Source organism: Microbacterium sp. F2E (genome assembly GCF_020905435.1).
In the GTDB taxonomy this organism is placed as follows: domain Bacteria; phylum Actinomycetota; class Actinomycetes; order Actinomycetales; family Microbacteriaceae; genus Microbacterium; species Microbacterium lacticum.
This window is the reverse complement of sequence record NZ_JAJJIB010000014.1, coordinates 1-22,708: the sequence shown is the minus strand read 5'-3', so window position 1 is coordinate 22,708 and position 22,708 is coordinate 1. Positions and strand designations below refer to the sequence as shown.

The window sequence follows — 22,708 nt, the reverse complement described above, 5'->3', positions numbered from 1 at the left end:
CCCCACCGAGCCTAGTCAGCGCACCCCGGGAACGGCAGTGGGGCGGAACCCCCGCCCCACTGCCGACCGGCGAGCCCGCTACTCGCGCACGGTCGCGCCGAACCGCGCGGCGGCCACGGCGACGCCGGCGAGCTTCGCCTCGGTCGCCTCGGCGGCGGTCAGCGTGCGGTCGTCGGCCCGGAAGCGCAACGCGAACGTGAGGCTCTTCTGCCCCGCCTCGAGGCCCTGCCCGCGATAGTCGTCGACGAGCCGCACCGATTCGAGCAGCTCTCCGGCACCCTCGACGAGCGCAGCGCGCACGTCACCGGCCACGACGTCGTCGCCCACGACGAGCGACACGTCCTGCGTGGCGGCGGGGAATCCCGACAGCGACGCCTCGACCTCCGGCGTCCCGGCGAGCGACAGGACGCCGTCGAGATCGAGCTCGACCACGTACACCCGGCCCGGCAGGTCCGCCGCCGCCGACACGGCGGGCAGCAGCTCGCCGACGTAGCCGACCTCGACGCCCGCCGCCGACAGCACGCCCGTGCGGCCGGGGTGGAGCGCCGCGCGCTCCCCCTGCGCCACCTCGATGCGCACGCCCGCCGCCGCGCCGATCGCCTCGACGGCCGACAGCGCGTCGGCGAGGTCGGCGGCGACGGGCGCGTGTCCGGGGCGCTTGGGCGCGGCGTTCCCCGTCAGCAGCACCGCGACGTGACGCGGCTGCGGCGGGATCGCGGAGGTCAGGGCCGCCAGGGTCTCGTCGTTCGGGCGTTCGCCGAGCGGCGGCACCTCGTCGGTGCCGTAGGCCACCCCCGGCTCGGGGGTGAAGACGAGCCCGGTCTCGAACAGGGCGAGGTCGGTGAACCCGCGGGAGTGGTTGCGGTGCGCGACCTGCAGGAGCCCCGGCACGAGCGAGCGGCGCAGGTACGGCGCCTGACCGTCGAGTGGGTTGGCGAGCTTCACCTGCTCGACGTGCTCGCCCGACGCCGACCCGTGCAGGTCGTTCGCCTCCGAGGTCGTGAACGGGAACGACGGCGTCTCGACGAACCCGGCGGCGGCGAGCGCGTTCGCGACACGGCGACGCCCCTTCTGCAGCGGCGTGAGGCCGCGCCCGGCGCTGACGCCGTGCGGGGTCGGCAGCACCGACGGGATGCGGTCGAGCCCGTGGATGCGCGCCACCTCTTCGGCGAGCGTCCACCGGTCGGTGAGGTCGGGGCGCCATGACGGCGGGATGACTTCCCAGCCCGCGTCCGCGTCCGGAAGCGCCGTGACCTCGCAGCCGATCGTCTCGAGCGCGCCGGTGATCTCGGCATCCGTGTAGTCGACGCCGATCAGGGCCGGCACGAACGCGCGCGGCAGCTCGATCGACGGCACGAACACCTCGCCGTACAGCGCTCCGCCGAGCTCCGCGTCGAGCGTGCCGCCGGCGAGCTCGACCATCAGGTCGGCCACTCGGCGGGCCGCGACGAACGGGATCAGCGGGTCGACGCCGCGCTCGAACCGGCGCGACGCCTCCGAGGGCAGCTTGTGACGCCGCGCGGTGCGCGCGATCGACACGGTGTCGAAGATCGCCGCTTCGATGAGCACGTTCCGCGTGGCATCCGTCATCTCCGTCGTGCCGCCGCCCATCACACCGGCGAGACCGATCGGGCCCGACTGGTCGGTGATGAGCAGGTCTTCGGTCGAGAGCGCGCGCTCCTTGCCGTCGAGGGTCGTGAGCTTCTCGCCCGCGCCGGCGCGGCGCACCGTGATGCCGCCCTGGAGGCGGTCGAGGTCGTAGCCGTGGATCGGGTTGCCGAGCTCGAGCATCACGTAGTTGGTGATGTCGATGAGGATGCCGAGGGAGCGGATGCCCGCAAGCGTGAGCCGTGCGACCATCCACGGCGGGGTCGGACGCGCCGGGTCGACGCCGCGGACGACGCGCACGACGAACTCGCTCGCGCCGACGCGGCCGCGGATCGGGCTCTGGTCGTCGACGGCGAGCGGGAAGCCGCTGCCGGGCTGCACGTCATCCCACTCGTGCGCGGCCGGGTCGCGGAACTCCGCTCCCGTCGCGTGCGCGTATTCGCGGGCGATGCCACGGATCGACAGTGCATAGCCGCGGTCGGGCGTGACGTTCACGTCGACCGCGACGTCGTCGAGGCCGAGCAGGGCGATCGCGTCCGTCCCCGGCGCGGGGTCGAGACCGAGTTCGCCGAGGCGCAGGATGCCGGAGTGCTCGTCGCCGAGTCCGAGCTCGCGCGCCGAGGCGATCATGCCGTCCGAGACATGTCCGTAGGTCTTCCGGGCCGAGATCGGGAACGGGCCGGGCAGCACGGCGCCGGGGAGCGAGACGACGACCTTGTCGCCGACGAAGAAGTTCGAGGCGCCGCACACGATGCCGCGCGGCTCCGCCTCGCCGACGTCCACCTGGCACCAGCGGATCGTCTTGCCGTTCTTCTGCGGCTCCTCGTCGAACGAGAGCACCTGGCCGACGACGACGGGGCCGGTCACCTCGAAGGAGAGCGCCTCCTCCTCTTCGAAACCCATCGAGACGAGCGCCGCGAAGATGTCGTCCGTCGTGGCATCCGCCGGGACGTCGACGTACTCACGCAGCCAGGAGAGAGGGACGCGCATCAGACCACCATTCCGAACTGCTCACTGAAGCGCACATCGCCCTCGGCCATGTCGCGCATGTCCTGCACGTCGGAGCGGAACATCAGCGCCCGCTCGACTCCCATCCCGAACGCGAAGCCCGAGTAGACCTCGGGGTCGATCCCGGCCGCGCGCAGCACGTTGGGGTTCACCATGCCGCAGCCGCCCCACTCGATCCAGCGGGCGCCGCCCTTGAACGTCGGATGCCACAGGTCGAGCTCGGCCGACGGCTCGGTGAACGGGAAGTAGTTGGTGCGGAAGCGGGTCTTCGCCTCGGGTCCGAACAGCTGGCGCGCGACGTGGTCGAGCGTGCCCTTGAGGTTCGCCATCGAGATGCCCTTGTCGACGACGAGTCCCTCGAACTGCACGAAGGCGGGCAGGTGCGTCGCGTCGAACTCGTCGGTGCGGTAGACCCGTCCCGGGCACAGCACGTAGATCGGCACCTCGCGCTCGAGCATCGACCGCACCTGCACGGGGCTCGTGTGGGTGCGCAGCACCAGGTGACGCTCGACCGGGTCGACGAAGAACGTGTCCTGCATCTGACGTGCCGGGTGGTCGACGTCGAAGTTCAGGGCGTCGAAGTTGAACCACTCGTGCTCGAGCTCGGGACCTTCGGCGATCTCCCAGCCCATGCCGACGAACAGGTCGGCGATCTCCTCCTGCAGCAGCGAGACGGGATGCCGCGCACCCACCCGCGCCCGCGGCGCGACGGCCGTGATGTCGATCCGCTCTGCCTCGAGCTGGGCGGCGGCCTCGGCCTCGGCGAGCGCCTCCTCGCGCGCGGCCAGCGCCTGTCCGACGCGTCCGCGCGCCTGCCCCACGAGCTTGCCGAGGGCGGCCTTCTGATCGTTCGGCACGTTGCGCAGCTGCGCGTTCAGCCGGGCGAGGGCGGATGCCTCGCCGGTGTGCGCCGCGCGGGCGGCTTTCAGCTCTGCGGTGCTCGTCGCTGCGGCGATCGCCGCGAGGGCGTCGTCGGCGGCAGCATCCACCGATTCCTGGGTGATCGTGGGCTCGTCAGACACAAGAGCCGAGTCTACCGGCGGGCCCGGTGCCGCACGCTCGCCGACCGGCGGCGGCTCGGCTCCCGCTCGGCGCTGCTCAGTGCGGCCGGCGCCCGAATCCGCCGCCCTCGGCGCCGGATCCCCCGTCGGGCACGTTCTGCAGTCCGATGAGCTGCGTGTCGGTGACGTCGCCGACCGGGTGGTGCATCGGGTCGACGGGTGTCAGCGCGCTGTCCTGCCGCTTCAGGCGCCTCTCGAGCAGGCGGGCGATGTACGACAGCGCGAGGCACAGGGCGACGTAGATCGAGCCGCCGACGATCGCCGCGGGGATGAGGGGCGAGCCGTACACGGCGTTCGAGCCGAGCAGCTTCACGAGGTAGAGCAGCTCGTGGTAAGTGATGATGAAGCCGAGCGCGGTGTCCTTCAGCGTCACGACGAGCTGCGCGACGATGACCGGCATCATCGCCCGGATCGCCTGCGGCAGCAGGACGAACGCCATGACGCCCGACTTGCGGAGCCCGATCGCGTATCCCGCCTCGCTCTGACCGCGCGGCAGCGACTCGACGCCGGCGCGGATCACCTCGGCGAGCACCGAGCCGTTGTAGGCGATGAGGGCGATGACGACCGCCCAGTACGGCTCCATCTTGATGCCGACGACGGGCAGCCCGTAGTAGAGCAGCATCATGAAGATCAGCACCGGGATGGCGCGGAGGATCTCGATGATCCAGCCGACCGGCACCCGGACCCAGGCGTGGTCGGAGAGTCGTCCGAGCGCGAGCAGGAAGCCGAGCACGAGGGCGCCCACCGCGGCCGCGGCGAACGCGGCGAGCGTGTTCAGGGTGGCCTCGCCGAAGAGGGCCCAGATCGAGGAGTAGGTGAACAGCTCCCACTTCTTGGCGGTGAACTGCCCCGTCACCGCGAATCGCCAGATCACCCAGGCGATGCCGGCGAGCACCAGGAGCGCCGTGATCACGGCGAGGATGCGGTTGCGCGCGATCGCCTTCGGCCCGGGCACGTCGTACAGCACGGAACTCATCGCGCGACCCTCCATTTGTTCTCGAAGACCCGTTGCAGCCACGCCAGCAGCAGCACCAGCACGATGAAGATGAGCATCACCCACAGGAGCACGACCAGCTGGTTCTCGCCCTGCTCACTGAGCCACGATCGGATCGACCCGAGGTTCAGCACGGAGAACCCGGCGGCGACGGTCGTGTTCTTCAGCAGCGCGATGAACACGCTCATCATCGGCGGGATCACCGAACGCGTGGCCTGGGGCAGCACGACGAGCGTCATGACCTGGGTGAACGTGAGACCGAGCGCCCGCGCCGCCTCGGCCTGCCCGACGGGAACGGTGTTGATGCCCGAACGGAGCGTCTCGGCGACGTAGGTCGCGGTGTAGACGCCGAGCGCGATCGTCGGCAGCACGATGGGGTCGATGCGTTCGCGCAGCAGGATCGGCACGCAGAACGCGAAGAAGAACATCACCAGCGTCAGCGGGGTGTTGCGGATCCAGTTGACGTAGACGGTGCCCACGGCGCGCGCCACGGGCACCGGCGACACGCGCATCGCCCCGACGATGAGGCCGAGCACGAGGGCGATGAGCCCCCCGCCGAAGAACAGGATGAGCGTCCCCTGGAGTGCCTGGCCCCAGAGATCCAGGTGATCGGTGATGACTCCCATGCCCTGTTCTTCCTGCGTCGTCGTGCGCGCGTGTCGCGTTGGATGTGAGACCGGATGCCGGGGGCGCGGCTCCTCGATCGCGCCCCCGGCACGAGATCAGCCGACCGGGTCGACCTTCGGCTGCGTGGCCTTGACGCCCGAGGCGCCGAGGTTCTTGTCGAAGATCGCCTGCCAGATGTCGCCGCCGTCGGTGAACATCGTGTTGATGAACTCCTGCAGAGCGGTATCGCCCTTGGCGATGCCGACGCCGTAGCGCTCCTCGCTGAACACGTCGCCGACGACCTTCAGCTCATCGGGGGCCTGCGCGGCGTAGCCGATGAGGATCGCCTCGTCAGTCGTGACCGCGTCGACCTGGCCGTTCTTCAGGTCTTCGACACAGATGGAGTAGGTGTCGTACTCCTTGGTCTGCGCGGGGGTCTCGTCCTTGATCCGCTGGATCGAGGTCGAGCCGGTCGCCGAGCAGACGATGTCCTCAGCGGTGAGCGAGTCCTTGCCGGTGATCTTGTCGTTGCCGGCGGCGACCAGCAGGCCCTGACCGGTGACGAAGTACGGGCCGGCGAAGGAGATCTGCTCCTTGCGCTTGTCGGTGATCGAGTAGGTGCCGACGTAGTAGTCGATGTCGCCGTTCACGATGGCCTGCTCGCGGTTGGCCGACGGGATCGCGGTGAACTCGATCTTGTCCTCGTCGTAGCCGAGCGACGCGGCGATCCAGCGGGCGACGTCCACGTCGAAGCCGGTGCGCTCTCGCGTGGTCGGGTCGAGGTAGCCGAGGCCGGGCTGGTCCTCCTTGACCCCGACCTTCACGACGCCGGCGCTCTTGATGCGGTCGAACGTCGGGCTGCCGTCGATCGTGACGTCGGTCGCGACCGTCCACGGGTTGCCGGCCGCCGAGCTCTCGCCGGCGTCGCCGGTCGAGGTCTCCTCGGCGCCCGGCGTGCCGCTGTTGCAGGCCGTCAGGGCGAGGGCGGCGATGGCGATGCCGGCGAAGGCGCCGACGATTCTGGTGGTGCGCATGTGATCCTCCTGGTTGCGTGTCGTCATTTCGGGGGGCCGCGCCGGTGCAGGGCGCGGGGTCAGTGGGTGATGAGCTTCGAGAGGAAGTCCTTCGCCCGGTCGCTCTTCGGGTTCGTGAAGAACTCGTCGGGGGCGGACTCTTCGACGATCTGTCCGTCGGCCATGAACACGACGCGATCGGCGGCCTTGCGGGCGAAGCCCATCTCGTGAGTGACGACGATCATCGTCATCCCGTCCTGCGCGAGACCGACCATGACGTCGAGCACCTCGTTGATCATCTCGGGGTCGAGGGCGCTCGTCGGCTCGTCGAACAGCATGACCTTGGGCTTCATGGCGAGGGCACGGGCGATCGCGACGCGCTGCTGCTGCCCGCCGGAGAGCTGCGCGGGCAGTTTGGATGCCTGCTGCGCCACCCCGACACGCTCGAGGAGCACCTTGGCCTCCGCCTCGGCATCCGCTTTCTTGAGCTTTTTGACCTTCATCGGTCCGAGGGTCACGTTCTCGAGGATCGTGAGGTGCGAAAAGAGGTTGAACGACTGGAAGACCATGCCGACGTCGGCACGCAGAGCCGCGAGGGCCTTGCCCTCCTCCGGCAGCTCCTTGCCGTCGATCGTGATCGATCCGCTCGTGATCGTCTCGAGCCGGTTGATCGTGCGACACAGCGTCGACTTGCCGGACCCCGAGGGACCGATCACCACGACGACCTCGCCGCGGTTGACCGTGAGGTTGATGTCTTTCAGCGCATGGAAGTCGCCGTAATGCTTCTCGACGTCAGTCACGACGACGAGCGGGTCGCCGCGTCGCACGGTGATGTTCGAGGTCGCGGGAGCGGGATCCGGGGTCGCCATGGGGTCAGCCTAGGCAGAGGTCCCCCGCAGAACCCAAGTTATGCAGAGGATCTTGACCGAGTCGTGACCCGGCCGAAACACACGGCGTCAGTCGGAGGCGCGCTGCGCGAAGGCCGTCTCGTACAGGCATACGCTCGCCGCCGTCGCCAGATTGAGCGATTCGGCGCGCCCGTAGATGGGCAGCCGCAGGGCGAAGTCGGCCTGGGCGAGGGCCTCGTCCTCGAGTCCGCGCGCTTCATTCCCGAACAGCCATGCAGTGGGCTCGGCCAACATCGACCGCCGCGCGAGGAAGTCGTCGCCGCCTACATCGGCGGCGATCACGCGCATACCCGCGCTGTGCGCGCGCTCGACCACCGGGGCGAGTTCGACGCCGACGACGACCGGCACGTGGAACAGCGATCCGGTCGTGGCGCGCACGACCTTCGGGTTGTACGGGTCGACCGTGCGACCGGTGAGCACGACCGCGTCGGCGCCGGCGGCATCGGCGGCGCGGATGATCGTGCCGAGGTTGCCGGGGTCGCGCACCTCCTCGCAGATCGCGATCAGGCGCGGCTCCGCGGCGAAGACGTCCTTCAGCGACGACGGCGATTGGCGCGCGACGGCGACGATGCCCTGCGGCGTGACGGTGTCGGCCATGGCATCCAGCGCCGCCTCGGTCGTGTACTCGACCTCGAGCCCCGCCTCGCGCACCGCGTCGCGCACGTCGGGGTGCCGCTCCATCGCGGTCGGCGTCGCGTACACCTCGACGACCGTGTCGGGCCGGTAGGCGAGCGCCTCGCGCGCCGCCTGCGGGCCCTCGAGTAGGAACAGCCCGGTCTCCTGACGGGCGCTGCGCTTCGTCAGTTTCGCGACCGCGCGCACGCGGGGAGAACGGGGGTTATCGAGCACGGTCTCATCCTAGAGAACGCGAAAGGGTGCCCTCCCGAAGGAGGACACCCTTTTCTGCGGGTTGCGCGGGACGCTCAGGCCTTGGGGGCGTTCACGTCGGCGGGCAGCGCGCTCTTGGCGGTCGCGACGAGCGACGCGAACGTCTTCGGCTCGTTCACCGCGAGCTCGGCGAGCATGCGACGGTCGACCTGCACACCGGCGAGGCCGAGACCCTGGATGAAGCGGTTGTACGTGATGCCGTTCTGGCGGGCAGCGGCGTTGATGCGCTGGATCCACAGGCGACGGAAGTCGCCCTTGCGCTTGCGACGGTCGCGGTACGCGTAGACGAGCGAGTGGGTGACCTGCTCCTTCGCCTTGCGGTACAGGCGCGAACGCTGTCCGCGGTAACCGGAGGCGCGCTCGAGGATGACGCGACGCTTCTTGTGGGCGTTGACGGCCCGCTTGACTCTAGCCATTTCTTGTTCTTCCTAACGTGCGACGCGGCTCAGAGGCCGAGGAGCTTCTTGGCGACCTTGGCGTCACCGGGGGCCAGGACCTGCTCCTGGTCGAGGCGACGGGTGCGACGGGTCGACTTGCCCTCCAGGTTGTGGCGGAGGTTCGCCTGCTGCTTCATGATCTTTCCGCTCCCGGTGACCTTGAAGCGCTTCTTGGCACCCGAGTGGGTCTTCTGCTTCGGCATATCTCTATCCTTCGTTGTGGTTCCCGGCGAGCGGGAGTCTGTGGGCCGCGTTACTCCGCGGCGGCGGACGGTGCGGGGTCGGCGGCGGGCGCCGCTGCGTCGTCGGAGACCGGAGAGCCGGAGCGCGCCTGGCGTGCCGCCTCCTTCTTGGCATCGCGCTGCGCGTTCTGCTCGGTCTTGACCTCGGACTTGTTCTTGTGGGGTGCGACCACCATGACCATGTTGCGGCCGTCGATCGTGGGGTTGGACTCCACGGTGCCGTACTCGGCGACGTCTTCGGCGAACTTGCGCAGCAGACGCACGCCCTGCTCGGGACGCGACTGCTCGCGACCGCGGAAGAGGATCATCGCCTTGACCTTGTCGCCGGCCTGCAGGAAGCCTTCGGCGCGCTTGAGCTTGGTCGTGTAGTCGTGCGCTTCGATCTTCAGGCGGAAGCGGACCTCTTTGAGCACGGTGTTCGCCTGGTTGCGACGGGCCTCTTTGGCCTTCTGCGCCGTCTCGTACTTGAACTTGCCGTAGTCCATGATCTTCACCACGGGGGGCTTCGAGTTCGGGGCGACCTCGACCAGGTCGAGATCTGCTTCCTGCGCGAGGCGGAGGGCCACCTCGATGCGGACGACGCCGACCTGCTCACCCGCGGGGCCGACGAGGCGGACCTCGGGGACGCGGATGCGGTCATTCGTGCGGGGATCGCTGATGCGGAACTCCTCTGTCGTACGGGTGGATGCCACCGCGTGACGGAAGTCTCGCGGGCGGAAGAGTCTCACGCCCACCCGGCGCGACGCGAACGACGGCGGGAAGTTCTGCACCCTGGCCCGGTGAGGGGCTCCACTCGCGTGGCTACCCGGTGCCGATGTCGCTGGCGGGCCGGGCGGAGTGCGGGACCCGGTAGCCTGGAGCGGCAAGCGCGGGTGGGATGTGATCCACTTTCGATCCGGAGCAGAACACTCCGGTGCGCGCTCAGTTTAGCAGAAAGCGAACCGTGACGACCAACGCCCCCTCCCCCGACCATTCCCACGACGCGGACAGCGAGCGGCTCGCCCGCTGGGAGGAGCAGGAGCGGGCCGCCGCGGCGGCCTCGCGCGACATCGCCGATGTCCCCGCCGTCGAGGTCATCACGACCGCCGCCGTGCACCTGATGAGCGCCGCCGCGGTCAAGACCGGCCTCGCCGATGACCCCGAGACGCAGACCGACCTCGACGAGGCGCGCAAGCTCATCAACGCCCTCGCCGGGCTCATCACCGCCGGCGCCCCCGAGATCAGCGACATGCACGCACGGTCGCTGCGTGACGGCCTGCGCTCGGTGCAGCTCGCGTTCCGCGAGGCATCCGTCATCCCCGACCCGATCGGCAAGGGCCCGGGCGAGAAGTGGACCGGCCCGGTCACCTGACCCCAGCCGCGGAGACTCAGCCGGGAAGGCTCAGCCGCGGAGGAGCTTGACCGTCAGCGAGTCGACGAGCACGGCGACGCGGTCGTCGGTCGCCCAGCGCGCGGCGAGCCGCTGCAGGATCGCATCGAGCGCGGGCTTCTCGAGACCGTCGACCAGGTGCAGCCCGACGATCAGCTCGGGGCCGCGCAGGCGCCCGGTGGGATCGCCGTCGGCGACCGTGAGATCGATGACGCCCATCTCGCTCGCGACGCTCTGCTGCAAGCCCGCGTAGACCTCGGGCGAGCGGAACGCCGGCTCCCAGGGCTGACCCTGGCCGATCGCCCACACAGCGGGGCGGCGGAGGACGAACTCGGTGTCCGAGCCCGGGTCGATCACGATGAGGTCGCTGTCGTCGGCCGCTGCCGACAGCGCGGTGCGCACACCCTCCACGGGCACGGGGCGCGCCTTCGCATCCCACCGCGCAAGAGAGGCGACCGAGGTGAACACCGGCAGCACGCGGCGGCCGTCGGGGGCGGCGACCGTGACGATCGACAGCTCCTGCGTCTTGTCGACGGTGTGCCCCGACGGCGCGATGCCGACGTCGCCGGCCTCGGCGACGAGCGGGATCAGCAGGCGCGCGTCGCGGTAGGCGTCGACGATCGCAACGGCGTCGCCCGATCCCGCGTGGAACGCTTCGAGGGCGGCGAGCAGCGCGGCATCCGCCGACCCGTCGTCACCCGCGTGCGGATTGGACTCGAAGCTGCGCCCCTCCCACGGGACGCCGGCGCTGTCAGCCTGCGACATCCAGCGCCTCGGCCAGCGTGAACGCCCCCGCGTAGAGGGCCTTGCCCACGATGGCGCCCTCGACCCCGAGCGGCACGAGTTCGCGCAGCGCCGCGATGTCGTCGAGGGTCGAGATGCCACCGGAGGCGACGACGGGGCGCGTGGTGCGCGCCGTGACGGCGCGCAGGAGATCGAGGTTCGGGCCCTGCAGGGTGCCGTCCTTCGTGACGTCGGTGACGACGTAGCGGCTGCAGCCGGCGTCCTCGAGGCGCTCGAGCACGTCCCACAGGTCGCCGCCCTCGCGCGTCCAGCCGCGCGCGGCGAGCGTCGTGCCGCGAACGTCGAGTCCGACCGCGATCGCCTCGCCGTACCGCCCGATCACGTCGGCGGCCCACTCGGGGTTCTCGAGCGCGGCGGTGCCGAGGTTGATGCGCGTCGCGCCGGATTCGAGCGCGGCCTCGAGGGTGGCGTCGTCGCGGATGCCTCCGGACAGCTCCACCTGCACGCCGCGCAGCTGCTTGATGACACGGCGGATGACGGCGGTGTTGTGGCCTCGGCCGAACGCGGCGTCGAGGTCGACGAGGTGGATCCACTGCGCGCCGTCGCGTGCCCAGGCGGCGGCCGCGTCGACGGGGTCGCCGTAGCTCGTCTCGGAGCCGGCCTCGCCCTGCGTGAGGCGGACGGCCTTGCCGCCGGCGACATCCACGGCCGGCAGCAGGATCAGTTCGGGGGTCGACGCGAAATCGTTCATGGCTCCAGATGCGTGGGACAGGCGCCGGGACTGCTCGCGGGGCGAGGCGGGGCGCACAGAGAGACTACCCGGCTTGCGGGAGCGATGAGATCCAGTTGCGGAGCAGGCGGATGCCGGCGGCGCCGCTCTTCTCCGGGTGGAACTGGGTCGCCGAGAGCGGTCCGTTCTCCACGGCGGCGAGGAACGGGGTGCCGTAGTCGCACCAGGTGAGCACCGGCTCACGGAAGGGCCGCATCGGCTCCATCGACCAGTGCTGGGCGCCGTAGGAGTGCACCAAATAGAACCGCTCCTCCTCGATGCCCTCGAAAAGCACCGAGTCCGCGCCCGCCCGGACGGTGTTCCATCCCATGTGGGGCAGCACCGGGGCATCCAGCTCGGTCACCGCGCCCGGCCACTCGCCGAGGCCCTCGGCGTCGACGCCGCGCTCGACGCCGTGCTCGAACAGCACCTGCATGCCCACGCAGATGCCGAGCACCGGGAGGCCGCCCGCCAGGCGGCGGCCGATCAGCTCGTCGCCGCGGATCGCGCGGAGGGCCTCGATGACGGCGCTGAAGGCTCCCACGCCCGGCACGACGAGCCCCGCCGCATCGCGGATCAAACCGCGATCGGCCGTGAGGCGCGCGTCGGCGCCGGCGGCGGCGAGGGCCTTGACAGCGGAGTGGATGTTGCCGGAGCCGTAGTCGAGAACCGCGACGACGGGCGCCGTCACAGAGCCCCCTTGGTGCTCGGCACGCCGACGACGAGCGGATCGAGCGCCTTGGCCTGGCGGAACGCGCGCGCGAACGCCTTGTACTCGGCCTCGGCGATGTGGTGCGGGTCGCGGCCGCCGAGGACCGTCACATGCACGGTCAGCCCGGCGTTGAAGGCGAGCGCCTCGAACGTGTGCCGCACGAGCGAGCCGGTGAAGTGACCGCCGATCAGGTGGTACTCGAAGCCCGCCGGCTCGCCGGAGTGCACGAGGTACGGCCGGCCGCTGATGTCGACGACGGCCTGGGCGAGCGCCTCGTCGAGCGGCACCAGGGCGTCGCCGTAGCGCGAGATGCCGGCCTTGTCGCCGAGCGCCTCGCGGATGGCCTGCCCCACCACGATCGAGACGTCCTCGACGGTGTGGTGCGCGTCGATGTCGGTGTCGCCGGAGGCGCGCACCGTGAGGTCGGTCAGCGAGTGCTTCGCGAACGCCGTCAGCAGATGGTCGAAGAACGGCACCGTCGTGTCGATGTGGCTCTGGCCGGTGCCGTCGAGGTCGAGCTCGAGCTCGACCGTCGACTCACTCGTCGCGCGGCGGAGTGAGGCCGTGCGGTGCGTGGGGGCGGTCATGGCACCGAGTCTAGCGAGGCGGCTCGGTCGCCCGTCGCGGGTGCCGTCGGCCGACCTTGGGTGGGATGGGCGCGAGCGAGCCGGGCGGGGCGGGCGCGGTCAGACGCGGGCGCCGCCGGGGCCGAGCGAAGCGAGGGCATCGAGGAACGCCGTCGACTCCGCCTCGGTGCCGGCCGTCACCCGGAGGCTCCGCGGCAATCCGACGTCGCGGATGAGCACACCGCGGTCGTAGAGGCCCTGCCAGGTGGCCGCGGGGTCGTCGACGCCGCCGAAGAGCACGAAGTTGGTCCAGCTCTCGAACGGCTGGTAGCCGAGCGCGTCCAGGGTCGCTGAGATGCGATCGCGCTGCGCGACGATCTCGTCGACCATGGCGAGCATCGCGGGGGCGTGCCGCAGCGCGGCGCCGGCCGCCGCCTGGGTCAGCGCACTCAGGTGGTAGGGCAGTCGCACGAGGCGGAGGGCGTCGATGATCGCGGCATCGGCGGCGAGATAGCCGACGCGGGCGCCGGCGAACGCGAACGCCTTGCTCATCGTCCGCGAGACGACCAGTCGCTCGCGACCCGGGAGGAGGGTGAGGGCGGAGCGCGACTCGCGCGGCGCGAACTCCTGGTAGGCCTCGTCGACGATCACGATGCCGTTCGCCGCGTCGTAGACCGCCTCGATGACGTCGAGGCCGAGCGGCGTGCCCGTCGGGTTGTTCGGTGCGCACAGGAACACCACGTCGGGATCGGCCGTCTCGATCTGGGCGGCGGCGTCTGCGGCGCCGAGCGTGTAGTCGACGCCGCGCGTGCCCGCCTGATAGGTCGCCCCCGTCGCCCGGGTGAGCAGCGGGTACATCGAGTAGGTCGGCGCGAAGCCGAACGCCGTGCGTCCCGGCCCGGCGAAGGCCTGCAGCAGGTGCTGCAGCACTTCGTTCGAGCCGTTGGCCGCCCAGATCTGGTCGGCCGACAGCCCGTGACCGAGGTACTTGGCGAAGCCCTCCCGCAGCGCGGTGAACTCGCGGTCGGGGTACCGGTTCACGTCACGCAGCGCCCGCGCGACGCTGTCGAGGACGTCGTCGGCGACGTCTTCGGGCACCGGGTGCGTGTTCTCGTTGACGTTCAAAGCGACCGGCAGCGCCGCCTGCGGCGCGCCGTAGGGCGTCAGCCCGCGCAGATCGGCTCGGAGGGGAAGATCGTCCAGACTCGCACTCACAGCCCCCATCGTACGGCGACCGGCCGACTCACTGCCCCGCGGAGTACTCCGCCGGCAGGGCGAGCGTCTGGCCCACAGCCAACGCACCCGACGGCAGCGCGTTCAGTCGCACGATCGCGTCGACGACGTCGCGCGGGTCGGCACCCGGGGCCGCCTCCTCGGCGATCGACCACAGGGTGTCGCCGGGCATGACGGTGACCTCGGCGAAGGTGCCCGCCGGCGCGCTGCCCTCACCCGAGGCGAGGGCCCCACCGCCGGAGACGATCGCGACGCTCAGCGCGATGACGGCCGGGATCGAGGCGAGGAACGCGAGCACGCGGCGGCCGCGGACCGTGAGGCGCAGCCGCGTGGCGGGTGCGCCGCCGACGGCGGGAAGTGAAGTGCCGGTGCTGAAGTCGATGGCGGTCATGGTTCCTCCTCAAGGCGATGCCTCGGACGCTCCCGGGTGGGGGATGTTCGCATCCGGCGCTCGGCCGGGAGCACCGGATGCGAAGTTCTCTTCCGAAGCTATCTTCGATATAGTTCGATTGTCAAGGGGCATCCGGATCGGAATCGGATCGAACGCGACACGCGGATGCCTGCCGGCCGAGCCCGCCCTCACCGGATACGGTTTCGATAACGACAGACCATCACCCACCTCCGACATTCGAAGAAGAGAGCCCGTCGGGGCGATCACGTTCCACCCATCACAAGGAGTGCGTTCATGGAGAAGCCGCAGACGCGTCGGCGTAAGAATCTCAGCGAGAAGCAGCTGGCGATCCTCGAGGTCATCCAGCGCTCGATCGCGCAGTACGGCTACCCGCCGAGCATGCGCGAGATCGGCGATGCGGTGGGCCTCAAGTCGCTCTCGAGCGTGACGCACCAGCTGGGTCAGCTCGAGCTCAGCGGCTATCTGCGCCGCGACGCCGGCAAGACGCGCGCGATGGAGGTGCTGATCGATCTGCCGGGCGTCTCGACGGAGAACCCCGCCGACACCGCACCCGCCGTGGGCGACGCCGCCCTCGTGCCGCTCGTCGGGCGCATCGCCGCCGGCGTGCCGATCACCGCCGATCAGCACGTCGAGGAGGTCTTCCCCCTCCCCCGTCAACTCGTCGGCAAGGGCGACCTGTTCATGCTCAAGGTGAGCGGCGAGTCGATGATCGACGCCGCGATCTGCGACGGCGACTGGGTGGTCGTCCGCTCGCAGGCGACCGCCGACAACGGCGACATCGTCGCGGCGATGCTCGACGGCGAGGCGACCGTCAAGACGTTCCGCCAGCGCGACGGGCACACCTGGCTGCTGCCGCGCAACAGCGCGTTCGAACCGATCCTGGGCGATGACGCCACGGTGCTCGGCAAGGTCGTCGCGATCCTGCGCGCGGTCTGAACTCCCGCGCGGCGGGCGTCAGGCGAGCTCGTCGCGCACGATGCCCGCGCCGGCGCTCAGCGCGCTCAGCTTCTCCGCCGCGACCGCCCGTGGGAACGGCGCCATGCCGCAGTTGGTGCTCGGGATGAGTTTGTCGGCATCGACGAAGGCCAGCGCACGGCGGAGCGTGTCGGCGACCTCCTCGGGCGTCTCGACGACCTCGCTGGCCACGTCGATCGCCCCCAGCATGACTTTCTTGCCGCGAACGAGCTCGATGAGCTCCATCGGCACGTGCGAGTGCTGGCATTCGAGCGACACGATATCGATCGACGAGCGCTGCAACAGCGGGAACGACTCCTCGTACTGTCGCCACTGCGACCCGAGGCTCGCCTTCCATTCGTTGTTCGCCGTGATGCCGTAGCCGTAGCAGATGTGCACCGCGGTCTGCGCGCGCAGACCCTCCGCGGCGCGCTCGAGGGCCGCGACCCCCCAGTCCTTCACCTCGTCGAAGAACACGTTGAACGACGGCTCGTCGAACTGGATGACATCGACACCGGCATCCTCGAGCGCTCTCGCCTCTTCGTTCAGGATCGTCGCGAACTCCCAGGCGAGCTTCTCGCGGCTCTTGTAGTGCGCGTCGTAGAGCGTGTCGACCATCGTCATCGGGCCGGGGAGCGCCCACTTGATCGGGCGGTCGGTGATCTCGCGGAGGAACCTCGCGTCGTCGACGAACACCGGCCGCTCGCGGCGCACCTCGCCGACGACGGTGGGCACGCTCGCGTCGTAGCGGTCGCGGATGCGCACGGTCTCCCGCCGATCGAAGTCGACTCCGCTCAGGTGCTCGATGAACGTCGTGACGAAGTGCTGCCGGGTCTGCTCCCCGTCGCTGACGATGTCGATGCCGCGGCGGGTCTGCTCCTGCACGGCGATGCGGAGGGCATCGCGCTTGCCCTCGATCAAGGCATCCCCCTCGAGCGCCCACGGCGACCACAGCACCTCGGGCTGCGCGAGCCACGAGGGCTTCGGGAGGCTCCCGACGATCGTGGTGGGCAGGAGTGTGTGCACGGCGCCCGGCACGGCGCCGCCGCTCGGGGCGGCCGTGGCCGGGCTCGTGACGGCGCTCACGCGAGCGCCCCCGCGCCCGCCGTCGCCGCCCACTGTTCCAGCACCTCGCGGTGCGGCTCGATGAAGTGCTCCTGGGTGTACCGGCCCTGGGTCAGCGCGAGCCGGCTGCGCTCGTCACGGTCGTAGTCGATCTGCGTGCGCGAGAAGTCCTGCGCGTCGAGGCTCGGCCGGTACACCTCCGGCGCGGCCGAGTTGGCGTTGTAGATCTCGGGACGATAGATCTTCTGGAACGCCTCCATCGTGCTGATCGTGCCCGCCAGCTGCAGGTCGCTGTAGTCGGCGAGGAGGTCGCCGCGGAAGTAGAACGCGAGCGGGGCGACCGCGCCCCGGGGCATGAAGTAGCGGGCCTCGAGCCCCATCTTGCCGAAGTACACGTCGGTCAGCGACGAGGCATCCTGCCGGTATTCGACGCCGAGCACCGGATGCTGGGTCTCCGTGCGCCGGTAGGTCTTGCTCGTCGAGACGCTGATGCAGATCACCGGCGGCTGGGCGAAGCGCTCGCGGTAGACGGGCGAGGCGAGGAAGTCGTCGAACAGCTTGCCGTGCAGGTCGCCGAAGTCCTCCGGCACGGCGGGCGCGCCGCCCGCAGCCTGCTCCCCCGCGCGTGCCGCCGCGGCGGGAAGCAGCACGCTGAAGTCGTAGTCGCGCACGTACGACGAGAAGTTGTTGCCGACGATGCCCTGGGTGCGAAGCCCAGTGAGCCGGTCGAGGAGGTGGATGTCGAGGACTTCGAGCAACGGGAAGCTCTGATCGGCGCCCGCCCCGGCGTCGAGCGCGTCGAACTGGAGCTGCACCGAGACGATGTCGAGTTCGACGCCGTAGCGATCGCCGGTCGGGTTGTCCGCGCGTACGAGATCGTTGAACCGCCGCTCGATCATCGTCAGCGTGTTGCGGAGGTTCTGCTCGCGGTGCTCACCCCGGGCGAGGTTGGCGAAGTTGGTCGTGAGACGGGAGCTCTCCGCGGGCGTGTAGTGCTCGTCGAAGCGGGTCGTCGAGATGCGATAGGAGAAGTCGTCCGCCATGGCTGGCCAATCCGGTGAGAGGGTGAGGTTCCCTTCATGGTGAGGCGTGGGCGGAGATATCGGGTAACTCACGCTGACTATGCATACATATAGTCTTCCCCTATGCCCCAGCGAACGAGCGGCCTGAACCTTCAGCACCTGCGCTACTTCATCGAGGTCGCCGCGGAGGGATCGATCTCGGCCGCCGCCGACGTGCTGTACGTCGCCCAGCCGACCATGTCGGCCGCGATGAAGGAACTCGAGACCCGGGTCGGCCGCGCCCTCCTGACCCGCTCCGCGCGCGGGGTGAGCCTTACCGCCGAGGGCGCCGAGTTCCTCGGGTACGCGCGTCAGGTGGTCGAGCAGGTGGAGCTGCTCGAGCAGCGCTACCTGGGGCGGCCTCCCGCGCGGCGCCTGCTCGGCGTCTCGGCGCAGCACTATTCGTTCGCCGTCGACGCGTTCGTGCGGATGGTGCGCGCGAGCGACGCCGCGCAATACGAGTTCGCCCTGCGCGAGACGCGCACGTGGGACATCATCGACGACGTCCGCACCCTCCGCAGCGAACTCGGCATCCTCTATCGCAACGACTTCAACCGCAAAGTCATCGATCGGCTGCTGCGCGACAACGGCCTGGCGTTCCATCCGCTGTTCGTCGCCGCGCCGCACATCTTCGTCTCCCGTCGGAACCCGCTTGCACGGCGGCGGAGCGTCACCCTCGCCGACCTCGAAGGACTCCCCCGTCTCACGTTCGATCAGGGCGCGAACAACGCGTTCTACTTCGCCGAGGAGATCCTGTCGACCTCCTCGAGCGCGCAGGAGATCCGGGTCTCCGACCGTGCGACGATCTTCAACCTCATGATCGGCCTCGACGGGTACACGATCTCGACGGGCATCGTCAGCGACGAGCTCGACCCCGAGATCGTCGCGATCCCGCTCGAGGTCGACGAGCGCATCGAGATCGGCTGGATCGGCCACTCCGCGATCCCGCTCACCGAGCAGGCGCAGCGCTACCTGGCCGAGGTGCGCACCGTCGTCGCGGGGTTCGGAGTCACGCTGCTCGGATGAGCGCGCCCCGGCTGTGCCGCGCGGATGAGGCGGGTGGCCGTGGTGCGCGGCGGTTGTGCGCGGCCGTGTCGCGCGAGTCCACCGCGTAGCGTGAGGGCATGGTCGAGACACTCCCCTACGGCTCCTGGCCCTCCCCGTTCACCGCCGCCTGGGCATCCGGCGCGTCGCCGCGCATCGACGGCGCGGCATTCGTGGGCGATGAGATCTGGTGGGGTCAGTCGGTTCCCGAAGAGGCGGGCCGTACGACGGTGCGACGCCGGCCGGATGCCCGTGACGTGCGTGTCGGCGACGATGCCAGCGGCGGCGATGTCGCCGATGTGCTGCCTGCGCCGTGGAACGCCCGCTCGCGGGTGCATGAGTACGGCGGCGGGTCGTGGGCCGCGGGCGACGACGGCAGCCTGTACTTCGTCGAGAAGACCGACCAGCGCGTGTGGGCACTCCGCCCCGGCGCCGACCCGGTTCCGCTCACGCCCGCTGACGGCGCGACTTCCTACGGCGGGCTGCGGTTCACCCGCGGCCGCCTGCTCGCGGTGCGCGAGTGGCGGGGCGAGGGCGTCGTCCGTAGAGGGATCGTCGAGATCGCGCTGGAGCGCGAGGCATCCGTTCGACAGCTCGTCGGCGACAGCGACTTCGTCGCCCAGCCCGACCTCTCCCCCGACGGCACGCACCTGGCCTGGGTCGCGTGGGACCACCCGAACATGCCGTGGGACCGCACCGAGGTGCGCGTCGGACGCATCGACGACGGCCGGGTCCGGTCGTGGGCGGCGGTGACCGCGGGCGAGACCGCAGCGCTCGAGCCGACGTGGCGGAGCGACACCGACCTCGTCTACCTCGACGAGCCGACCGGACGGTGGAACCTGTGGCATCGCGTGCACACCGGCGAAGGTTTCGGGCCCGCGGAGCCGATCGCGCCCACCGACGCAGACACGGGCGGTGCGCTCTGGTCGCTCGGCGCCCGGTGGTACGGCGTGCTCGACGACGGACGCATCGTCGCGGTGCGGACGAACGGGGCGGACGAGCTCGTCGCCATCGGCGCGGACGGCGAGTCGTCGCGGATCGACCTCCCCGCCACGAGCGAGCTGAACGTCGAGGCCGTCTCGGGCGGGCGCGCGCTCGTCTCGGGCAAGGCGCCGGGAACGAGCGGTCTGTGGCTCGTCGATGCCGAGGCTCGCACGGCGCGGCAGGTCGTGGGGACGCCCGGTGAGATCGACGAACAATGGATGCCGGCAACGCGCGCGATGACGACGGCCGGGCCGCACGGCGAGGTGCACGCGTTCGTGCATCCTCCGACGAATCCGGGCGCGGTCGCTCCCGCCGGCGAGCGCGCGCCGTACGTCGTGATGGTGCACGGCGGGCCCACCGGCCACGAGGGCGGCGTCGCCGACGCGAAGACGGTGTACCTCACGAGCCGCGGGATCGGCGTCGTGCAGGTGAACTACGGCGGGTCGACCGGGTACGGACGCGCCTACCGCGAGCGCCTGCGCGGCCAGTGGGGCGTGGTCGACGTCGACGACGTGGTGGCCGCCGCGGCGGGGCTCGCGGGCACTGCGGGCGAGGGTGGCGCCGGGGATGGCGGCGTTGGGGATGCTGGGGGCGCGGACGGCGGTGCCGGGGGCGTCGGCCTCGCCGACCCCGACCGCATCGCGATCAAGGGCGGATCGGCGGGCGGCTGGACGGTGCTCGCCGCGCTCGCCCGCACCGACGCGTTCGCCGCGGGCATCAGCCGCTACGGCGTCGCCGATGCGCGGGCGCTGGCGACCGACACGCACGACTTCGAGTCGCGCTACCTCGACGGGATGATCGGCCCGCTGCCCGAGGCCGACGAGCTCTACCGCGAGCGGTCGCCGCTCACGCACGTGGACGGGTTCACGGCGCCGGTGCTGCTGCTGCAGGGCAGCGAGGACCGGGTGGTGCCGCCGGCGCAGTCGGAGGTGATCCGCGACGCGCTGGCCGAACGGGGCATCCCGCACGCGTACCGGCTCTACGAGGGCGAGGGCCACGGCTTCCGCCGGGGCGACACGATCGTCGACGCGACCGAGGCCGAGCTCGCCTTCCTCGGCGCGGTGTTCGGCTTCACCCCGCCCGACGTCCCGCCCCTCACGCTGGACTGAACCCGCGCCCGGCATCCGCCCCGCGAGAACGCGCAATAGCACCGCCAAACGTCCCCGAGACGTGCAATCGTGCGTTCTCGACGCGGGTCGCCGGCGCGAGCGCAGCGCCGCACCCACGCGCCGGGCGCGGCGTTCGACTCGCGAGAACGCGCGATAGCACCTCAAAACGTCCCGCAACGGTGCTATCGAGCGTTCTCGCGGCCCCCGCGGCCCGGCGCCCGGCGCGGCGCGCTAGACGGCGTAGGCCGCGAGGCGGCCGCCGAGAATCGCGGGCACGTGCGCGTGCAGGAACGTGCCGTCGGGGCCGTGCTCCTGGCTCAGGATGATGCCGTGCTCGTGCACCGCCGAGACCAGGTCGCCCCGGTCGTACGGCACCACCGCGCGCACCTCGACCGCCGGCAGCGGCAACGTGCGCTCGATCGTCTCGCGCAGTTCGTCGATCCCCTCGCCGGTGCGCGACGACACGAACAGCGCCTGCGGCGCGAGGCCGCGGAGCACCAGACGCGTGTCGTCGTCGACGAGGTCGGCCTTGTTGAACACGACGATCTCGGGCAGGTCGCGCGCACCCACGTCGCCGATCACATCGCGCACCGTCTGCAGCTGGGCGGCTGGATCGGGGTGCGAAGCATCCACGACGTGCACGATCACGTCGGCGTCGCCGACCTCTTCGAGCGTCGATCGGAACGCCTCGACGAGCTGGTGCGGCAGGTTCCGCACGAACCCGACGGTGTCGGTGAGCGTGTACACCCGGCCGTCGGCAGTCTCGGCGCGGCGTACCGACGTGTCGAGCGTCGCGAACAGCGCGTTCTCGACGAGCACCCCCGCCCGCGTCAGCCGGTTCAGCAGACTCGACTTGCCGGCGTTCGTGTACCCGGCGATCGCGACTGCCGGGATCGTGTTGCGCTTGCGCTCGGCGCGCTTGGCCTCACGGGCAGGCGCGAAGTCGCGCAGCTGACGACGCAGCTGCGCCATCTTCGTGCGGATGCGCCGCCGGTCGAGCTCGATCTTCGTCTCACCGGGACCGCGCGAACCCATTCCCGCACCGCCCGCGCCGACCTGGCCACCGGCCTGCCGGCTCATCGACTCGCCCCAGCCGCGCAGGCGCGGGAGGAGGTATTCGAGCTGAGCGAGCTCGACCTGGGCCTTGCCCTCGCGGCTCTTGGCGTGCTGGCTGAAGATGTCGAGGATGACCGTGGTCCGGTCGATCACCTTCACCTTCACGACGTCTTCGAGCGCGCGCCGCTGGCTGGGCGCGAGCTCCGTGTCGGCGATCACGGTGTCGGCGCCGACCGCCGCGACGAGATCGCGCAGTTCGGCGGCCTTGCCACGGCCGACATAGGTGGCCGGGTCGGGGTGCGGGCGGCGCTGCAGCACGCCGTCGCGCACGACGGCGCCGGCGGTCTCGGCGAGCGCGGCGAGCTCACGCAGCGAGTTCTCGCCGTCGTCCTGCGACCCCTGCGGGTAGACGCCGACGAGCACGACGTTCTCGAGCCGCAGCTGGCGGTACTCGACCTCGGTGACGTCTTCGAGTTCGGTGGACAGCCCCGGCACGCGGCGGAGCGCCGCGCGCTCCTCGCGATCCCACTGGTCGCCGTCGGTGTCGCCGTAGGCGACCGTCGAGGCATCCTGCAGCGCCTGCGCGGCGCCGAACACGTGGATGCCGGAGCGCGTCTCCGCGCGCGCGAGCACCCGGTCGACGGGGTCGATCGGCAGGCGCTCGGTGTCGGAGTCGAGCAGCGCACCCTCGTCGGTGCCGCTGATGTCGCTCGTGTCGCTCGTGCCGGTGGTGTGTGTCATTCGATCCTTTTCGTGATGAGCCTTGCAGTCTAGTGTCGTACGCCAGTAATTCGTTGTCTATCTCTTAGAATGGGGTATGGCACGAGTTGGGCGTCCGAAAGCTGATCTGGTCCTGAGTGACGAG

The 22,708-nt window shown here is 70.6% G+C and carries 23 protein-coding genes; 4 read left to right on the top strand and 19 right to left on the bottom strand.

Features of this window, described 5'->3' with window-relative positions; all coding sequences use genetic code 11:
* Nucleotides 1–78 precede the first annotated feature (78 nt).
* The 10 genes from pheT to infC all read right to left on the bottom strand — a co-directional run bounded on the left by pheT (nt 79) and on the right by infC (nt 9,457).
* The gene (gene pheT, locus LOK55_RS10885) at nt 79–2,598 is read right to left on the bottom strand and encodes a phenylalanine--tRNA ligase subunit beta (RefSeq protein WP_229935382.1); all 2,520 of its coding nucleotides are present in this window, start codon (nt 2,596–2,598) and stop codon (nt 79–81) included.
* Nucleotides 2,598–3,638: a phenylalanine--tRNA ligase subunit alpha gene (pheS, locus tag LOK55_RS10880; protein ID WP_196323335.1), complete on the bottom strand. Its 1,041-nt coding sequence runs from the start codon at nt 3,636–3,638 to the stop codon at nt 2,598–2,600. The genes pheT and pheS overlap by 1 nt, the downstream gene beginning before the upstream one ends.
* Before the next feature lie 76 nt (nt 3,639–3,714).
* Nucleotides 3,715–4,653: an amino acid ABC transporter permease gene (locus tag LOK55_RS10875; protein WP_229935381.1), complete on the bottom strand. Its 939-nt coding sequence runs from the start codon at nt 4,651–4,653 to the stop codon at nt 3,715–3,717.
* On the bottom strand, nt 4,650–5,297 hold the full coding sequence (locus LOK55_RS10870) for an amino acid ABC transporter permease (protein WP_196323337.1): 648 nt from the start codon (nt 5,295–5,297) through the stop codon (nt 4,650–4,652). Before LOK55_RS10870 ends, LOK55_RS10875 begins: the two co-directional genes overlap by 4 nt.
* A gap of 96 nt (nt 5,298–5,393) precedes the next feature.
* Nucleotides 5,394–6,311, bottom strand: a complete 918-nt coding sequence (locus LOK55_RS10865) for a glutamate ABC transporter substrate-binding protein (RefSeq protein WP_229935380.1) — start codon at nt 6,309–6,311, stop codon at nt 5,394–5,396.
* Between the two features lie 59 nt (nt 6,312–6,370).
* Nucleotides 6,371–7,159: an amino acid ABC transporter ATP-binding protein gene (locus LOK55_RS10860; RefSeq protein ID WP_229935379.1), complete on the bottom strand. Its 789-nt coding sequence runs from the start codon at nt 7,157–7,159 to the stop codon at nt 6,371–6,373.
* Between the two features lie 87 nt (nt 7,160–7,246).
* Entirely contained in the window at nt 7,247–8,047 is an 801-nt protein-coding gene (locus tag LOK55_RS10855; protein ID WP_229935378.1) for an RNA methyltransferase, read from the bottom strand.
* 74 nt (nt 8,048–8,121) lie between these two features.
* Nucleotides 8,122–8,502, bottom strand: a complete 381-nt coding sequence (rplT, locus tag LOK55_RS10850; RefSeq protein ID WP_141380258.1) for a 50S ribosomal protein L20 — start codon at nt 8,500–8,502, stop codon at nt 8,122–8,124.
* A 29-nt stretch (nt 8,503–8,531) separates the two neighbouring features.
* Nucleotides 8,532–8,726 (bottom strand): 50S ribosomal protein L35, encoded by a 195-nt coding sequence (gene rpmI, locus LOK55_RS10845; protein WP_141380259.1) that lies wholly within the window; start codon nt 8,724–8,726, stop codon nt 8,532–8,534.
* 50 nt (nt 8,727–8,776) lie between these two features.
* Nucleotides 8,777–9,457 carry a translation initiation factor IF-3 gene (gene infC, locus LOK55_RS10840; protein WP_196323341.1) on the bottom strand — a complete coding sequence of 227 codons (681 nt, stop codon included), beginning with the start codon at nt 9,455–9,457 and terminating at the stop codon, nt 8,777–8,779.
* 251 nt (nt 9,458–9,708) lie between these two features.
* On the opposite strand from infC, the gene LOK55_RS10835 reads away from it, so the two are divergent.
* Nucleotides 9,709–10,116 carry a DUF1844 domain-containing protein gene (locus LOK55_RS10835; RefSeq protein ID WP_141380261.1) on the top strand — a complete coding sequence of 136 codons (408 nt, stop codon included), beginning with the start codon at nt 9,709–9,711 and terminating at the stop codon, nt 10,114–10,116.
* A 30-nt stretch (nt 10,117–10,146) separates the two neighbouring features.
* Here the strand turns inward: LOK55_RS10835 and LOK55_RS10830 are convergent, their stop codons facing one another.
* The 6 genes from LOK55_RS10830 to LOK55_RS10805 form a co-directional block, all read right to left on the bottom strand.
* Nucleotides 10,147–10,899, bottom strand: coding sequence for an SseB family protein (locus LOK55_RS10830; RefSeq protein WP_141380262.1), 753 nt, complete (start codon nt 10,897–10,899; stop codon nt 10,147–10,149).
* Complete coding sequence (gene priA / locus LOK55_RS10825) at nt 10,886–11,629, bottom strand: bifunctional 1-(5-phosphoribosyl)-5-((5-phosphoribosylamino)methylideneamino)imidazole-4-carboxamide isomerase/phosphoribosylanthranilate isomerase PriA (RefSeq protein WP_229935377.1); 744 nt, start codon at nt 11,627–11,629, stop codon at nt 10,886–10,888. Before priA ends, LOK55_RS10830 begins: the two co-directional genes overlap by 14 nt.
* A 64-nt stretch (nt 11,630–11,693) precedes the next feature.
* On the bottom strand, nt 11,694–12,338 hold the full coding sequence (gene hisH, locus LOK55_RS10820) for an imidazole glycerol phosphate synthase subunit HisH (RefSeq protein ID WP_229935376.1): 645 nt from the start codon (nt 12,336–12,338) through the stop codon (nt 11,694–11,696).
* Nucleotides 12,335–12,946 (bottom strand): imidazoleglycerol-phosphate dehydratase HisB, encoded by a 612-nt coding sequence (hisB, locus tag LOK55_RS10815; RefSeq protein WP_229935375.1) that lies wholly within the window; start codon nt 12,944–12,946, stop codon nt 12,335–12,337. Before hisB ends, hisH begins: the two co-directional genes overlap by 4 nt.
* Nucleotides 12,947–13,045: 99 nt before the next feature.
* Complete coding sequence (locus tag LOK55_RS10810; RefSeq protein ID WP_268252526.1) at nt 13,046–14,149, bottom strand: histidinol-phosphate transaminase; 1,104 nt, start codon at nt 14,147–14,149, stop codon at nt 13,046–13,048.
* Nucleotides 14,150–14,168: 19 nt separating this feature from the next.
* Nucleotides 14,169–14,549 (bottom strand): LysM peptidoglycan-binding domain-containing protein, encoded by a 381-nt coding sequence (locus LOK55_RS10805; RefSeq protein WP_141380267.1) that lies wholly within the window; start codon nt 14,547–14,549, stop codon nt 14,169–14,171.
* Nucleotides 14,550–14,843: 294 nt separating this feature from the next.
* On the opposite strand from LOK55_RS10805, the gene lexA reads away from it, so the two are divergent.
* A complete protein-coding gene (gene lexA, locus LOK55_RS10800; RefSeq protein ID WP_141380268.1) occupies nt 14,844–15,506 on the top strand; it encodes a transcriptional repressor LexA in 663 nt (220 codons plus the stop codon).
* 18 nt (nt 15,507–15,524) lie between these two features.
* Here lexA and LOK55_RS10795 read toward each other — a convergent pair whose 3' ends face one another.
* Together LOK55_RS10795 and LOK55_RS10790 are read right to left on the bottom strand one after the other, a co-directional pair.
* Nucleotides 15,525–16,550, bottom strand: coding sequence for a methionine synthase (locus LOK55_RS10795; RefSeq protein ID WP_229935415.1), 1,026 nt, complete (start codon nt 16,548–16,550; stop codon nt 15,525–15,527).
* A gap of 56 nt (nt 16,551–16,606) precedes the next feature.
* The gene (locus tag LOK55_RS10790; protein ID WP_229935373.1) at nt 16,607–17,632 is read right to left on the bottom strand and encodes a putative oxygenase MesX; all 1,026 of its coding nucleotides are present in this window, start codon (nt 17,630–17,632) and stop codon (nt 16,607–16,609) included.
* Between the two features lie 102 nt (nt 17,633–17,734).
* On the opposite strand from LOK55_RS10790, the gene LOK55_RS10785 reads away from it, so the two are divergent.
* Both LOK55_RS10785 and LOK55_RS10780 read left to right on the top strand, forming a co-directional pair.
* Complete coding sequence (locus tag LOK55_RS10785) at nt 17,735–18,676, top strand: LysR family transcriptional regulator (RefSeq protein ID WP_196323349.1); 942 nt, start codon at nt 17,735–17,737, stop codon at nt 18,674–18,676.
* A gap of 98 nt (nt 18,677–18,774) precedes the next feature.
* Nucleotides 18,775–20,787 carry a prolyl oligopeptidase family serine peptidase gene (locus LOK55_RS10780; protein ID WP_229935372.1) on the top strand — a complete coding sequence of 671 codons (2,013 nt, stop codon included), beginning with the start codon at nt 18,775–18,777 and terminating at the stop codon, nt 20,785–20,787.
* 231 nt (nt 20,788–21,018) lie between these two features.
* On the opposite strand, the gene hflX is transcribed toward LOK55_RS10780, so the two are convergent.
* The gene (gene hflX / locus LOK55_RS10775; RefSeq protein WP_141379901.1) at nt 21,019–22,584 is read right to left on the bottom strand and encodes a GTPase HflX; all 1,566 of its coding nucleotides are present in this window, start codon (nt 22,582–22,584) and stop codon (nt 21,019–21,021) included.
* Nucleotides 22,585–22,708 lie beyond the last annotated feature (124 nt).